The sequence below is a fragment of the Micromonospora sp. DT81.3 genome (assembly GCF_049847225.1).
Classification (GTDB): domain Bacteria; phylum Actinomycetota; class Actinomycetes; order Actinomycetales; family Microbacteriaceae; genus Microbacterium.
Genome location: NZ_JBNCNY010000010.1, coordinates 73743 through 88220, shown reverse-complemented (window position 1 = coordinate 88220; position 14478 = coordinate 73743). Strand labels below are relative to the sequence as shown.

The 14478-nt window shown below is 70.7% G+C and carries 11 protein-coding genes; 3 read left to right on the top strand and 8 right to left on the bottom strand.

Translation table 11 applies throughout. The annotated features are described in order from the left end of the window. Positions 1–523: 523 nt before the first annotated feature. The 4 genes from nhaA to ACPW96_RS19030 all read right to left on the bottom strand — a co-directional run bounded on the left by nhaA (position 524) and on the right by ACPW96_RS19030 (position 7758). Positions 524–2401, bottom strand: coding sequence for a Na+/H+ antiporter NhaA (gene nhaA / locus ACPW96_RS19045; RefSeq protein ID WP_425884963.1), 1878 nt, complete (start codon positions 2399–2401; stop codon positions 524–526). A gap of 168 nt (positions 2402–2569) precedes the next feature. Continuing rightward, a complete protein-coding gene (locus ACPW96_RS19040; protein WP_425884961.1) occupies positions 2570–6268 on the bottom strand; it encodes a proline dehydrogenase family protein in 3699 nt (1232 codons plus the stop codon). Between the two features lie 116 nt (positions 6269–6384). After that, positions 6385–7053, bottom strand: a complete 669-nt coding sequence (locus tag ACPW96_RS19035) for a hypothetical protein (RefSeq protein WP_425884959.1) — start codon at positions 7051–7053, stop codon at positions 6385–6387. 144 nt (positions 7054–7197) lie between these two features. Then, on the bottom strand, positions 7198–7758 hold the full coding sequence (locus ACPW96_RS19030; RefSeq protein WP_425884958.1) for an acyl-CoA thioesterase: 561 nt from the start codon (positions 7756–7758) through the stop codon (positions 7198–7200). 119 nt (positions 7759–7877) lie between these two features. On the opposite strand from ACPW96_RS19030, the gene ACPW96_RS19025 reads away from it, so the two are divergent. Both ACPW96_RS19025 and cofE read left to right on the top strand, forming a co-directional pair. Then, the gene (locus ACPW96_RS19025; RefSeq protein WP_425884956.1) at positions 7878–8384 is read left to right on the top strand and encodes a GNAT family N-acetyltransferase; all 507 of its coding nucleotides are present in this window, start codon (positions 7878–7880) and stop codon (positions 8382–8384) included. A gap of 10 nt (positions 8385–8394) precedes the next feature. Then, positions 8395–9234 (top strand): coenzyme F420-0:L-glutamate ligase, encoded by an 840-nt coding sequence (gene cofE / locus ACPW96_RS19020; protein ID WP_425884954.1) that lies wholly within the window; start codon positions 8395–8397, stop codon positions 9232–9234. On the opposite strand, the gene ACPW96_RS19015 is transcribed toward cofE, so the two are convergent. From ACPW96_RS19015 to ACPW96_RS19005, 3 genes are read right to left on the bottom strand one after another with little or no spacing between them, the layout of a single operon-like run. Continuing rightward, positions 9231–11102 carry a cytochrome b/b6 domain-containing protein gene (locus ACPW96_RS19015; protein ID WP_425884952.1) on the bottom strand — a complete coding sequence of 624 codons (1872 nt, stop codon included), beginning with the start codon at positions 11100–11102 and terminating at the stop codon, positions 9231–9233. The genes cofE and ACPW96_RS19015 overlap by 4 nt on opposite strands. A 3-nt stretch (positions 11103–11105) precedes the next feature. Then, positions 11106–12092, bottom strand: a complete 987-nt coding sequence (locus ACPW96_RS19010) for an electron transfer flavoprotein subunit alpha/FixB family protein (RefSeq protein ID WP_425884951.1) — start codon at positions 12090–12092, stop codon at positions 11106–11108. A 9-nt stretch (positions 12093–12101) separates the two neighbouring features. Continuing rightward, the gene (locus ACPW96_RS19005) at positions 12102–12878 is read right to left on the bottom strand and encodes an electron transfer flavoprotein subunit beta/FixA family protein (protein WP_425821104.1); all 777 of its coding nucleotides are present in this window, start codon (positions 12876–12878) and stop codon (positions 12102–12104) included. A 106-nt stretch (positions 12879–12984) separates the two neighbouring features. Here ACPW96_RS19005 and ACPW96_RS19000 point away from each other — a divergent pair, with 106 nt between their 5' ends. Beyond that, positions 12985–13518, top strand: coding sequence for a MarR family winged helix-turn-helix transcriptional regulator (locus tag ACPW96_RS19000; protein WP_425884949.1), 534 nt, complete (start codon positions 12985–12987; stop codon positions 13516–13518). Between the two features lie 12 nt (positions 13519–13530). On the opposite strand, the gene ACPW96_RS18995 is transcribed toward ACPW96_RS19000, so the two are convergent. After that, the gene (locus ACPW96_RS18995; protein WP_425884948.1) at positions 13531–14307 is read right to left on the bottom strand and encodes an enoyl-CoA hydratase-related protein; all 777 of its coding nucleotides are present in this window, start codon (positions 14305–14307) and stop codon (positions 13531–13533) included. Positions 14308–14478: the final 171 nt, after the last annotated feature.

Below are 14478 nucleotides of genomic sequence, written 5' to 3'. Positions count from 1 at the left end.
GATCGAACCGACGGACCGACCCCGAGGATCGAACCAGTCCGGCTCGAGAGTCGGGTCCCGACCCACCCAGGGCGCCGGATCATCGGCCGCCGCATCGAGCACCTCACCCATGATGCGGTACTGGTCCGCCACGAGCACCCGCGAGCGCATCACGGCCCCCTCCAGCTCGGACAGCCCCGCGTCGAACGACTCCTCGGAGGAGGGACTCCACGGTCCTCTCGCAAGGACCTCGACGTCCCCGTCGAGCACGTCGCGCGCATCGATGAACCGACCCGGATCGCCCGTCAGCGAATCATCGAATCGGAGAGTTTCGTACATATATACGACTGTACGGGCAGCCTCCGACATCAGATGCGCTCTCGTCATCGCTCGAGTGAATCGTCCTCGCGGGCCACGCCGGAGTTCCGATCCTGTGAGCGTTGTGCGAACCCTGCTCCGGCCTCGATCGCGATCGGCATGATGGGGCCATGAATCGTGGTCGTTCGACGGCTGTTCCGCCCCGAGCTGCATCCCCCGCCGAGTCCTACCGAACAGGCTCCGACTGCTCCGCCTCGCCGAGCGCCCGGATGAGGGACTGCGCATCGTACGGACCCGTGTGGCGCCGGCCGTTGACGAAGAGGGTCGGAACCGACGTGATGCCCATCGCCTCGGCATCCAGCATGTCGTCCCGCACGCGCCCGGTGACTTCGGGTGATGTCAGATCACGCTCGAACTTCTCGACGTCGAGACCGAGCTCACGAGCGAGACGGACGATGTCGGAGGGACGCTGATTCTCCTGATCGGCGAACAGTCCGCGCTCGAACTCGAAGAACTTGCCCTGCATGGCGGCGGCCTCCGCCGCCTCCGCGCCCGCGAGCGCGTTCGGGTGGTACTGGGTGAGCGGCGCATGCCGCCAGACGTAGCGCAGCCGGTCGCCGAGCTCTTTGTGCACCTCCTGGATCGAGCCCGACGCCTTGAGGCAGAACCCGCACTGGAAGTCGCCGTACTCGACGATCGTGTACGGCGCGTCGGCAGCACCGAACACATGGTCGCGCCGCGCGTCTACAGGGCGCGCGAGCGTCTGACCGACCTCCACGTCGGGGCGCAATGCGTCCGAGATGCGGAAGACGAGCGTCGCGATCAGGAACGCGAGGACGGATGCCGCGAGTACGCCCACCCGCGCCTCGTTCTGCGAATCGGCGTCCTCGATGGCGATGTCGACGATGAACAGCGAGATCGTGAAGCCGATGCCGCAGAGCGCGGCGCCGCCGGCGATGCGATCCAGGGTGAGCCCGGGTCCGAACTCGCCCAGCTTGAGCACGCGCAGCACGGCCGCGGCGCCGAAGACCCCGAGGAACTTGCCGACCACGAGTCCCGCGACGATTCCCCATGTCAGCGGAGAGGCGATCGCCGCGCCGAGGATCTCGGGACTGAGCACCACCCCCGCGTTGGCCAGTGCGAACAGGGGGAGGATGACGTAGGCGACGTAGGGTGCGTACGCCGACTGCAGCCGCTCGTTGATCGAGATCGACTCCCGCAGGCTGTTGGCGGCCGCCCGGGCGTATTCCGTGTTCGGCGACTGCCGGAAGGTGCGAGCGAGATCGAGGGCGTGCTCGACGTCGCGCCGGTCGGGCCGGTACACCGGCACCAGCAGGGCGATCGCGACGCCGGCGAGCGTCGGGTGCACACCCGAAGCGAGGAAGCACAGCCAGACGATGACGGCGAGGGTCGCGTAGACGGGACCGCGCCCGCCCCGCAGGTAGCGCGTGAAGTACACGCCGGCGAGTCCGATGGCCGCGAGAACGAGCGGCAGGGGATTGAAGTTCTCGGTGTACACGAGCGCGATGATGCTGAGCGCCCCGATGTCATCCACCACGGCGAGCGCGAGCAGGAACACCCGCAGCCGCCCGGGGACGCGCGGTCCGATCAGGGCGAGCGCCCCGACGAGGAAGGCGGTGTCCGTGGAGATCACGATGCCCCACGCGTGCGCCTGCCCGGAGTCCGCCGCGATCATCACGAACAGCAGAGCGGGAAGGGCGAGGCCGGCGATCGCCGCGAGCACCGGCACCATCGCCCGCGACCAGCTGGTCAGCTCTCCGATCGCGAACTCCCGGCGCACCTCCAGGCCCACCGTGAAGAAGAAGATCGCCATGAGGGCGTCGTTGACGAGCGCGTGCAGGGTGAAGTCCAGCTGCAGATCGCCCACCCCCACCGTGAGGTGGGTCTCCCAGAACGCCTCGTACGAGCCGTGCGCGACATTGGCCCAGACGATGGCCACGACCGTGGCGATCAGGAGGAGAAGCGCCCCGATGCGGTTCCGGCCCAGGTCGCGGATGCGCGCGGCGATCGACCGGTGCGCACGCGACTGCGCGACGACCTGCTCGGGATCGGGGGATCGCTGGATGATGGTCAGGTTCGACATACGCCCGCATTCTCTCGCACGATGGGGGGACCGGCAATCGGCGGCACTCCGGTTCCCTCTACGTGTCAAGTCCGGCCGGGTCGGATCCCTTCCCATCGGGTCCTTCTCGGTCCAATCAATCCGGTCGGATACCTTCCCGCTCGATCCCCGTGGTCGTCTTCCGTCAGCTCAGATGACGTCGGCGCTCCAGGCGTCGGGGTTGCCGAACCGGTGTGCGGTGATCGTGATCGACTGCTCGTGCAGGAACGGAAGCAGCTCGATCCGCCCCGCGGTCGTCACCTCGTTCGCGTACACCGCCAGATCTGGATCGCCCGACACGGCGATCGCCAGCGCCCCGTGCAGTGCAGACACCGTTCCCGGCGAGCCGATCAGGCGCACCCGCGGCGGCCGGCCGTCGCCCGACATCCGCTCGAGCCACTGATCATCGGTCTCGACCGAGACCGGCGTGCCGAGCTCGCCTAGCACGCGCCGCACGTCGGCGGGAAGGCCCACCGGCGTGCTGAGGGTGAATTGCGACCCGGTGCGCACTCCGGCCACGACGACACGCAGCAGCGCCTGCCAGGTGGCGTCGCCCGTCGCGCGCAGAGCGACCGGCACAGGCCGGTATCGGAACAGGTTCCGCTCGACACCCAGGTCGGAGACATCCCGGACCCGTCCGAACTCGCGGTCCCACGCCACCGCATCCGACAGCGCCGCCCGCCGAAGCCATTCGAAAGACGCGAAGTCCAGCGAAGGCTGGGCCGCCTCGATCAGGGCGGTGATCCGGGTGTCCAGCCCCCGCAGGTGCAGCGTCGAGGAGGGCGCCCCGCCCGCCGTCGCCCGCCACGACCCGAGGCCGATCAGGTAGTTCGGACCGCCCGCCTTCGTGCCCGCCCCGACCGATGAGCGCTTCCACCCGCCGAAGGGCTGCCGCTGCACGATGGCGCCCGTGATGCCGCGGTTCACATACAGATTGCCGGCCTGCACACGGTCGAGCCACACGGCGAGATCGTTCGGGTTCTGCGTGTAGAGCCCGGCCGTCAGGCCGTAGGCCACCGCGTTCTGCAGCTCGATCGCGTGCGACAGCGAGTGGGCGTGCATCACGCCCAGCACCGGCCCGAAGAACTCCTCGGTGTGGAACCGCGACCCTGGCTGCACGCCGGTGCGGATGCCGGGCGACCAGAATCGCGCGTCGACGTCCACACCAGGGCCCATGGCGCGCGGCGCGAGCGGCCGGGGCTCGACGAGCCACTTCTCGCCCTCGTCCAGCGTCGTCAGCGCCCACGCGAGCTTGCCCTGCGGCGCCTCGATGAGCGGACCGACCTCCGACAGCGGATCGCTCGGCGGCCCGACCCGCAGCGAGCGCGTCGCATCGACGAGCTGCCGGGCGAAGCGCTTGGAGCGGGCCACCGGCCCGACGAGGATCGCGAGCGATGCCGCCGAGCACTTCTGCCCGGCGTGCCCGAAGGCGCTCTTGATGAGGTCTCCCGCCGCGAGGTCGAGGTCGGCGGAGGGCATGATGATCATCGCGTTCTTGCCGCTGGTCTCGGCGAGCAGGGGGAGCTCGGGTCGCCATGATCGGAACAGGGCGGCCGTCTCCCACGAACCCGTGAGGATGACGCGATCCACGGCCTCGTGCGCGATCAGCCGCCGGCCGAGCGCGCCCTCCTCGATGTCGACGAGGGCGAGCACGTCGCGAGGAACCCCCGCCTCCCAGAGCGCCTCGCTCACCACGGCGGCGCACCGGCGTGCCTGCGGAGCCGGCTTGAAGACGACGCCCGACCCGGCCGCGAGCGCGGCCAGCACTCCGCCGGCGGGGATCGCGATCGGGAAGTTCCACGGCGGGGCCACGACCGTCAGGCGCGACGGCTCGAAGACGGCCCCGCTCACCCGGTCGAGCTCCCGTGCCGTCGCCGCGTAGTAGTTCGCGAAGTCGACCGCCTCGCTGATCTCGACATCCGCCTCTGCGAACACCTTGCCGGTCTCCGAGGCAGCCACTTCGATCAGCTCGCCGCGGCGGGCCTCGAGGGCGCGCGCCGCACGCTGGAGAACGGCGGCACGCTCCGCCGCCGGAAGCCCGCCCCACGCCACCGCGGCCTGCTGCACGCGCGCGATCGTCGCCTCGAGCACCGACTCGTCGTCGATGCGGGCGGCGTCGATCGTGGCATCGCCTGCCGTCGACCGGTCGATGCGGCCGAGGATGTCGCGGGACCACGCGCGGTTGGCGGGCAGCGCAGGATCGGTGTCCGGCGCATTCCGGAAGCCGGTCGCGCCGGCGGCCGGCGAAGATTCGCGCGTCTCGTAGACCGCGGTCTCGACGACGTGCTGACCGCCGAACACGGATGCCTCGGCCGGGGGCTCGATACCCAGCACCGCCTTCGTCAGGCCGTCGTCGTCCGCGGCCCCCGCGGCGTCCGGCGCGTCGGGCGCGTCACGCAGCACCCGGGCGTCGCCGACGGGAGCCACCGCGGCCCGCCGGTCCTGCCTCCGCTTCGGCCCGATGGGCAGCGACGGATCGTGCGATCGGGCGATCGAGGCGACGAACCGCTCCCGCTCGCGCTCGAACATCGACGGGTCGTCGGCCAGCTCGAATGCGGCCGAGAGGAAGTTCTCGCTCGATGCGTTCTCTTCGAGCCGGCGGACGAGGTAGCTGATTGCCACGTCGAACTCGTCGGGCCGCACCACGGGCACGTAGAGCAGCACGTGTCCGACATCCCGGGCGACGGCCGCGACCTGGCCCTGCGCCATGCCGAGCAGCATCTCGAACTCGACGCTTTCGCGCACCTCGCGCTCGCCGGCGAGCAGCCACGCGTAGGCGATGTCGAAGAGGTTGTGGCCGGCGATCCCGATCTTGACGGCGCTCGAGCGCGTGGGCTCGAGCGCGTACTCGAGGCACCGCAGGTAGTTGGCGTCGGAGTCGAGCTTCGAGTCGTAGGTGGCCAGCGGCCAGCCGTGCATCACGGCATCCACCCGCTCCATCGCGAGATTCGCGCCCTTCACCAGGCGGATCTTGATGCGCGCCCCGCCCGCCGCCACGCGCTCCTTCGCCCACGCGGTGAGCTGCTGCAGGGCGGGGAGCGCGTCGGGCAGATAGGCCTGCAGCACGATGCCGGCCTCGAGATCGCTCAGCCGGGGGTCCTCCAGGATGCGCGTGAAGACCGCGATCGTCAGGTCGAGGTCGCGGTACTCCTCCATGTCGAGGTTGATGAACGTGGTCCCCGAGCCCGTCGAGGGGTCACCCCCCGCGGTCAGGTAGAGGGGCATCAGCCGCTCGATGACCTTGTCGACGACGTCGTCGAAGGACCACATGGAGATATGGCTCGCGATCGCCGACACCTTGACAGACACGTAGTCGACGTCCGGGCGACGGATCAGCTCGTGGATGCCGTCGAGCCGGCGGAGCGCCTCGTGCTCGCCGAGCACGGCCTCGCCGAGCAGGTTGAGGTTGAGGCGTGCACCGCTCTCCCGGATCTTCGCGATCGCGGGGCCCAGCTTCTCGGGCCGGGCATCGACCACCAGGTGGCCGACCATCTCGCGCAGCACGCGCCGGGCGATCGGGACGACCGGGGTCGGCAGCACGGGTGCCATCGCTCCGCCGAGCTGCACGGCACCGCGCAGGTACCAGGGCAGGAACCCCGGCACGAGGGGGGCGACGCGGTGCAGATTGGATGCCGCGGCGACGATGCTCTCGGGCCGCATCACACCGTCGACGAAGCCGAGGGTGAAGGGGAGACCGTTCGGGTCGCGGAGCACTCCGGCGAGCCGCTCGGCGGCGGGATCGACCTGAGCCTCATCGCTCTCGGTCACCCAGCGCTGCGCGAGTTCGATGGCCCGCGCGGCCGGGTCGGTGGCCGGCGCTTGTGGCGCCGGAAGAGGTGTATAGGACATGCGACAAGCCTACGACCGCCGCATCTTCGGTGACCGGCGATCCGCGGGGCGGCGCCGCAGGCCGGCGCGAGCTCAGCGAGGGGTCGGGCGCTCACTCGACCCCTCGCGAGCAGTCGTCAGACCCGGCGCTCGTCGCCCGGGCGGCGCGTCTCCGCATCGGTGCGGGTGTCGGTCGTGGTCTCGCCGGCGATCACGGGATCGCCGTGCTGCGATCCGGAGCCGCCGACACCGTCCGGCGCGGTGTTGCGCGTGTCCGCAGGCGCGGAGCCGGGGACGCCCGACTGGGGCATCTCTGCGGTGGTGCGGGTGCCGGCCGTGCTGCCGGTGTCGCGGGCGTCGGCGCGGGTGGCGGCCGGGACGCCGCGGGCGTCGGAGTCGACGGTCTGGCCGCGCGAGCCATCGGTGTTCACGAGCGGGTCGATCTCGTCGGCCTTGCGCAGCGCTTCGGCCTGCGCCTGGCGCTGCTTCGCGGCATCCGAATCGTGCTCGCCCACGCTGTCGGCGAGGCGACGCGCCTCGACGTCGGCCTGCTGTGCACGGGCCTTGGCCTGCTCGGCCTCGGCGGCTGCGGATGCGGAGTCGGCACGCACCTGTGCGGCCTTCGCCTCGCGCTCGCGCGCCGCCAGCTCGGCCTGGCGCGCCTCTTCGCGCAGCTTCTCGGCCTTGTCGTGCTGAACCTGCCGCTGGTGCTCGGCGCGACGCCGAGACGTCATGAGCACGATGCCGACGATGACGGCCACCACGACGACGGCCACGATGATCCATATGAGTACGGACGTATCCATGGGAACTCCCCCTTCGGTGCGCGCAGCGATGCGGTCGCATCGAGTGCGCTCCTTCGACACAACCGCAGAAGCGGCCGCCGGGCAACGGCCTTGCGCGTGTCCGTTTCCTGGGCTAGACCGGCCTATTCCCGGCCTCGGGGCGCGCTAGCCCCAGACGCTGGGGGCCGCGACGCGCGTCGACGGGAGCGCAGAGCCCGCCGCCCACTCGGAGATCCACGGGGCCAGCGGCGGCAGATCGTCGGGTCGGTGGAGCGCCTCGAACAGCTCGTCGTGCGGCACGATCCCGCCCGTTCGGCGCAGGAATCGGGCGCGCACGATCATCTCGGCATAGACCTCGCCCCCCACGACCGCGCGGTGCATCATGTACACCGACCGGTCATCGTGCCCGAGCAGCCGGGACTCCACAGTGAAGCGCTGCCAGAGCTCGAGCGACTTGCGGAACGTGATCGTCTCGCTCGCGACGACGGCGTACCAGCCCTTCGCGTTGAGCACGTCCCAGATGCCGGTGCGGATCAGCAGATCGAAGCGACCGAGGTCGAACAGAGACGCGTAGCGGCCGTTGTTCATGTGACCGAGCAGGTCCAGATCGGTCGGCATGGTGCGGAGCCTGACGCGTCCGATCGACACGGGATCGATGCGCCCCCCTCGTCGAAGGAGGACCTTCGCGCGCCAGATGGTCAGGAGGGTGCGCCAGATCACATTCACGAGGCCCGAGCGTAGTGAATCCTCCCCGCCAGGGCCGATTCGTTTGTGGCCTTCCGACAGGCCTGTCAAGGGCTTTCGCTCGATTTCCCCCGGCGCCGCGCCGCGCGTAGAGTCTGGCCATGGATGCCGAACTCCAGACCGACGTCATCGTCCGACCGGTTCGCGATGTGGATGCTGAGGCTCTGGGCCGCGTGCATGCCACCTGCTGGCACGAGACATACGACCACCTCATCAGCAAGGCCGCTCTGGAGCGCGTATCGCCCCGTCGCATGGCGGAACTGTGGACGCACTGGGCCGCTCAGGGGCCGGAGTACCGCATGTCGGCCGCGCTCGTAGAGGGTGAGATCGTCGGCTTCGTCGGTTCGGGACCCGCTCGCGACGACGACGCCCCCCGGTCCCGGGAGCTGTACTTCATCTACCTGCTGGACGCGTGGCACGGCACCGGCATCGGCCAGAAGCTGTTCGACGCCGCCGTCGATGACAACGAGCCGCTGTACCTGTGGGTCGCGGACGACAACCCCCGTGCGCACCGGTTCTACGTGCGCAACGGCTTCAAGGCCGACGGCGCCAGCCACGTCGAGCCCTTCCTCGGGGAGTCGCTCACCGAGGTCCGTTTCGTTCGCTGACGCCGCGCGGGTGCTGCAGATCTGGGCCCTTCCGGGCATACCCGAAGTCACGTCGGGCACCGACCTCGTCGGGGTGATCTCGGATGCTGTCCTCGCGTCCGGCGCCGCACTCGAGGAGGGCGACATCCTCGTCGTGACATCGAAGATCGTCTCGAAGGCCGAGGGTCGCTTCGTCGAGGCATCCGACCGCGAAGACGCCATCACGGCCGAGACGGTCCGTGTCGTGGCGACCCGCACGACCCCGAACGGATCCACGACGCGCATCGTCGAGAACCGGCTGGGCATGGTCTCGGCGGCCGCGGGGGTCGACGCCTCGAACACCCCGCAGGGCACCGTCCTGCTCCTTCCCGTCGACCCGGATGCCTCGGCGCGCGCACTCGCGGCGGGGCTGCGCGAGCGACTCGGGATCCGGCTGGGCGTGCTCATCTCCGACACCCTGGGTAGGGCTTGGCGCGAGGGCCAGACCGACTGCGCCATCGGCGCCGCGGGCGTCGAGGTGATCGATGATCTGCGGGGGCAGACGGATGCCGATGGCCGGCCCCTCGTGGTGTCGATGCCGTGCGTCGGCGACGAGCTCGCGTCGGCCGCCGACCTGGTCAAGGGCAAGGCGGCCGGCCTTCCGGTCGCCGTCATCCGGGGCCGTGCCGACCTCGTCGGTTCGCTCGACCTGCCGGGCGCTCGCTCGATCATCCGCCCCGCCGAGCGCGACATGTTCCGGCTCGGCGCCGATGAGGCCTACGCCGAGGGGTTCGCGGCCGGGGCAGCCGCGGGCGGCGCGTCTGCCGCCGGGGGCGCTGGCGCCGGAGGCGACCCGGCCGCAGATGCCGACCCGGCCCGCGACGGCTCCTAGCGCCCGCTGACCTTGCCCGAGAGGGCGGCGATCGGTGCGAGCACGAGCGGACGCGCCGCGATCCAGCCGATTCCGATGATCACCATCGATCCGACGAAGATCCAGAACCCCACCCAGTTCACGGCATCGCTGCCGGCGTACATGTGGTTCAGGTTGCGCAGCGCACCTGTCGCGAAGACCAGGGCGACGTGCACGATGATGAACGCCACGAAGTACAGCATCACCGGGAAGTGCACGGCCCGCGCCCACTCGATCGGGTAGGCCTTGTTCAGCGCCTTGGCGTTCTTGGGCCAGAATCCCGACATCCGAACGCCCGTGATCACCGCGAGGGGCGCCGCGATGAACACGGTCGCGAAGTAGGCGAGCTGCTGCAGGCTGTTGTAGTTCACCCAGCCGTTCTCGGTCGGCCAGTCGAGCGAGACGTACTGGATGGCGGCCGACAGGGCGTTGGGAAAGACCTCCCAGCTGGTCGGCACGATGCGCACCCAATGCCCGGTGGCGAACAGCAGCACGATGAACAGCAGCCCGTTCACGAGCCACAGCACGTCGAGGGACTGGTGGAACCACAGCGACAGGCTGATCTTGCCCTTGCCGTTCTTCGACCACTTCGGGGTCCAGAACACCGAGGGGCGCTTGTCGGTGCGCACCTGAAGGCCGGTGCGGATGATCAGCACGATGAGGAAGGTGTTGAAGAAGTGCTGCCACTGCAGCCATGCCGGGAAGCCGGGCTGCGAGCCCTCGGGCAGCGGGTACTCGCCGGGATACGCCGTCAGGAAATCCTGCATGAACGGCAGCGTGATGGCCCAGCGGACGGCGAAGACGGCCATCAGCGCCAGGATCAGAAGGGCGAGTGCGCCCAGCAGTCCGCTGATCGCGAGCGGCCATGACGGGCGGCGGAGCCGGTTCGCCCAGGTGTCGGGCACGGGCTCGGGAAGAGCTGAGGGGCGCGAGGCCGCGGCGACGCCGGGAAAGACGGTGCGGGTGAAGGGGAGCGGGGGCCGCGGGCCCGCCGGAACGGCGACGGCGGACGCCGCGGGGCGGACCTCGATCGCGGTGTCGGGCGCCGGAGCGGGCTCAGCAACCTCATCCCCGGTCGCTGAGCCTGTCGAAGCGTCGTCGGTCGCTGCAGCTGCCGCTGCCGCAACCCCGGACACTGAGCCTGTCGAAGCGTCGTCGGCGGGCACCGCTGAGACCGTTGCCGCTGCCGTGGCCCCGGTCGCTGAGCCTGTCGAAGCGTCACGCCTCGCCGCCGCGGCCGGAACCGCGGACGCTGGTGGCCACAGCTCGCCGCCGGCCACACGCGGCAGGCCTCGGCGGAGGGAGCCGGCACGCGCGTCGACCGATGCCTCGGTGGCCGCCGCGACGGCGGGTGCGGCGGCGGGCTCGGGTTGCGCGGCCTCTGCGGGCGACGCTTCGACCGGCTCAGCGACCGGTGCAGGAGCCGCGGGACTCGCCGGAGTGGGAGCGGTGGACGCTGCGACCGCGGCTGCGGTGATGCCCGCGGCAGGCCAGGGCTCGCCGCCGAGAACGCGCGGGAGGCCGCGGCGAAGGGATCGGGCGGCCGGAGCGGGCGACGCCTCGACAGGGTCGGCGACTGGGGGTGCGGCGGCGGCCCGGGCCGTGGGGACCGGAGCTGCGGCCTGCGACGCCTCGACAGGCTCGGCGACCGAAGCTTCAGCGGCTGTGGAGGCGGCGGCCGGGGCTGCTGTGTGCGACGCCTCGACAGGCTCGGCGACCAGAGCTGCGGCCACCGGGGCTTCGGCCGTGGAGCCCGCGGGCGCAGCCGCGCGCGCCGGTGGCCACGGCTCGCCGCCGGGGCGGCGCGGAAGGCCGCGGCGCAGCGTCTGCCCGGGTGGGAGCGTCGCCATCGCCTACGCCTTCCGGGCCTCGAGGGCCGAGATCAGCTGCGGAACGACGGTGAACAGGTCGCCCACCACGCCGAAGTCGGCGATGTCGAAGATCGGGGCGTCGGCGTCCTTGTTGATCGCGACGATGGTCTTCGCGGTCTGCATGCCGGCGCGGTGCTGGATCGCCCCGGAGATGCCCAGCGCGACATACAGCTGCGGCGACACGGACACCCCCGTCTGCCCCACTTGAGCGGTCTGCGGGATGTAGCCCGCGTCGACAGCAGCCCGGGACGCCCCGACGGCCGCCCCCAGGGCATCCGCGAGCTGATCGACGAGCGCGAACTTCTCCTGCGACCCGAGGCCGCGTCCGCCCGACACGACCTTGGACGCGCCGCGCAGCTCCGGCCGCGTGGAGGTCTGCTCCGCCTCGGTGAACGAGGCGATGGATGCCGCCGCCTTGCCGGAGGCGCGCACCTCCAGCGTGTCGACCCGAGGGGTGACGGCATCCGCCCTCGCCTCGATCGCGCCCTGGCGCACGGTGATGACCGGCGCACCCCAGGTCACGGCGGCGTCGACGCTGTACGACCCGCCGTAGACGGAGTGGTGTGCGAGCACGCCGTCCTGGTCACGGGCGACGCCCACGACATCGACGAGCAGCCCCGAACGCGTGCGGGCGGCGAACCGCCCCGCGACATCCCGTCCCTCGATCGAGTTGGAGATCAGCACGGCATCGGGCCGCACGAGGTCGAACGCCTCCACGAGGGCGTCGACGGTCGGCACGGTGAGCGACGTGGTGACGTCGGCCATCTCGGCGACGAGGACCGAGGCGGCGCCGAGCGCTCCGGCAGCCTCGGCCGCCGGAGCACCAGCGCCAGGTTCCGCCACGATCAGCGCCACGGGCGTGCCGACGCCGGCGGCGGCGCCGAGCAGTCCGGCTGCGCTCTTCGCCAGCTCGCCCGAAGGCATCACATCGACCAGCACGAGGATGGAATCAGCTGCGTATTCGGTCATGTCTCTTCCTCACACCAGCCGGTTCTGCACGAGGAACTCGGCGAGCTTCTCGCCCGCGTCGCCCTCGTCGACGATCTTGACGCCACCGGAGCGCGGCGGCTTCTCCGCGATCGAGAGCACGATCGAGCGCGAGAACGAGTGGTCCTCGGCGTCGATGTCGAGGTCGGCGAGCGTCATCGTCTGGAACGGCTTCTTCTTGGCCGCCATGATGCCCTTGAAGTTCGGGAACCGCGCGTCCGGCATCCGCTCGGTGATCGAGATGACGGCGGGCAGCGGTGCGGCGACATCCATCGTGCCGGCATCCGTCGCCCGCTGGCCCCTCACGCCGTCGGCCGAGATCTCGACCGACGTGAGCGCCGTGAGCTGCGGAACGTTCAGCAGCTCGGCGATCATCGCCGGAATCACACCACCGGTCCCGTCGGTGGACAGGTTGCCCGTGATCACGAGGTCGTAGCCGGTGCGCTGGATGGCCGCAGCGAGCACCTGGGCCGTCAGCGTGAGATCCGCCCCCGCGAGCGCCTCGTCGGCGATGTGAACGGCGCTGGCGGCGCCGATCGCGAGCGCCTTGCGCACCGTGGTCGCGGATTCCCCTGGCGCCATCGACATCACGACGACTTCGGTGTCGGCGTTCTTGTCGGCGTGGGTGAGCGCGACCTCGAGTGCGCGCTCCCCGATCTCATCGAGCACGGTGTCGCTCGCCGCGCGATCGGCGAGCCCCGTTTCGAGGGAGAGCTTGCGGTCCCCGTAGGTGTCGGGAACCTCCTTGACCAGCACGATGATCTTCATTCGACGTCGCTCCTTTGCCCTTCGAGTCTATTGTTCGCGCGACCGGCCCGTTCGCCCGGCGGGCGCCCCTCGACCGGCTACCGTGGTGCGAGGAAGGGGGGCGCACATGGCACGTGGACCGCTCCCGGTCGATCCGATCGCCGAGGCGAAGCGTCAGTGGGTGGCGCACGGGTGGGTGGATGCCGCATCCGGCATGTCGGCCGTGACCTCCGTCATCCGCGCCCAGCAGCTCATGATGGCGCGTATCGACAAGACGCTGAAGCCGTTCGGTCTGTCCTTCGCCCGGTTCGAGATGCTGCGCCTGCTGGCCTTCACCCGGGAGGGACGGATGCCGATGGGCAGCGCCATCGCGCGGCTGCAGGTGCACCCCACCAGCGTGACTCACACCGTCGACCGGCTGGCCAGAGACGGGTTCGTGGTGCGCGAGCCGCATCCCGCGGACGGGCGCGCCGCACTCGTGGCGCTGACGCCCGCCGGCCGCGACCTGGTGGAGCAGGCGACGGAGGCCCTGAACGCCGAGGTCTTCGCCGAACCGGGGCTCACCGAAGACGACACGGTCGAGCTCGTGCGGATCCTCGCGCGGTTCCGCCGCGACGCCGGGGACTTCCGCGATCCGAAGCCCCAGCCCGACCCGCTGTAGCCGGGGAGGGGGTCAGCGGTTTGTGAAGTTCGGCGCCCGCTTCTCGCGGAAGGCCGCCATTCCCTCTTTCTGGTCCTCGGTGCCGAAGAGCCCGGAGAACACCTGCTTCTCGAAGCGCATGCCCTCGGCCAGCGTCGTCTCGAGGGCCGCGTCGAGGGCGGCCTTGGCGGCGTAGAGCGACGGCAGCGACTTCGACGCGATCGCATCGGCGGTCTTGCCCGCCTCGGCGAGCAGGTCCTCGGCCGGGACGACCCGCGAGACGAGCCCGGCGCGCTCGGCCTCTGCGGCCTTCATGGGCCGGCCTGTCAGCACGAGCTCGGCCGCCTTGTAGTACCCGATGGCCCGCACCAGGCGCTGGGTGCCGCCCATGCCGGGGATCACTCCGAGATTGATCTCGGGCTGACCGAAGGTCGCGGTGTCGGCCGCGAGGATGATGTCGCACATCAGCGCGAGCTCGCAGCCGCCGCCCAGCGCGTAGCCGGACACCGCCGCGATCGTGGGCGTGCGCACGCCGGCGAATCGGGCCCAGCCGCCGAAGTGGTCGCCCATGACCATCTCCAGAGCGGTCTTGGACTCCATCTCCTTGATGTCGGCCCCGGCGGCGAAGGCCCGCTCGGATCCGGTGACGACGATCGCGCCGATCGCCTCGTCCTCGTCGAAGCGGGTGGATGCGTCGGCGATGTCGTGCATCACCTGGCTCTTGAGGGCGTTCAGCGCCCCGGGCCGGTTCACCGTGATCCACCCGACGCGTCCGCGCGTCTCCACCAGGATCGTCTCGTAGTCCGTCATCGGTCCTCCGTCATGGTCAGCGTGATCACTTTAGCCGGGCATCCACGCGCGCCGCCTTCGCGCCCGTTACCGAAACGTGATAATCGGGGCCTTACCGATCTGTAAGCGATCGTGGTTCCCTGAGGGAGCCTGCCTTGCCGCCTCGAGGGGTCCTCGGGCCTCGCCACCCCA

Bases quoted from the DNA above. Each gene is read 5' to 3' on its own strand.
- nhaA (WP_425884963.1), bottom strand. From the start codon at position 2,401: ATGTCGAACCTGACCATCATCCAGCGATCCCCCGATCCCGAGCAGGTC.
- ACPW96_RS19040 (WP_425884961.1), bottom strand. From the start codon at position 6,268: ATGTCCTATACACCTCTTCCGGCGCCACAAGCGCCGGCCACCGACCCG.
- ACPW96_RS19035 (WP_425884959.1), bottom strand. From the start codon at position 7,053: ATGGATACGTCCGTACTCATATGGATCATCGTGGCCGTCGTCGTGGTG.
- ACPW96_RS19025 (WP_425884956.1), top strand. From the start codon at position 7,878: ATGGATGCCGAACTCCAGACCGACGTCATCGTCCGACCGGTTCGCGAT.
- ACPW96_RS19015 (WP_425884952.1), bottom strand. From the start codon at position 11,102: ATGGCGACGCTCCCACCCGGGCAGACGCTGCGCCGCGGCCTTCCGCGC.
- ACPW96_RS19010 (WP_425884951.1), bottom strand. From the start codon at position 12,092: ATGACCGAATACGCAGCTGATTCCATCCTCGTGCTGGTCGATGTGATG.
- ACPW96_RS19005 (WP_425821104.1), bottom strand. From the start codon at position 12,878: ATGAAGATCATCGTGCTGGTCAAGGAGGTTCCCGACACCTACGGGGAC.
- ACPW96_RS19000 (WP_425884949.1), top strand. From the start codon at position 12,985: ATGGCACGTGGACCGCTCCCGGTCGATCCGATCGCCGAGGCGAAGCGT.
- ACPW96_RS18995 (WP_425884948.1), bottom strand. From the start codon at position 14,307: ATGACGGACTACGAGACGATCCTGGTGGAGACGCGCGGACGCGTCGGG.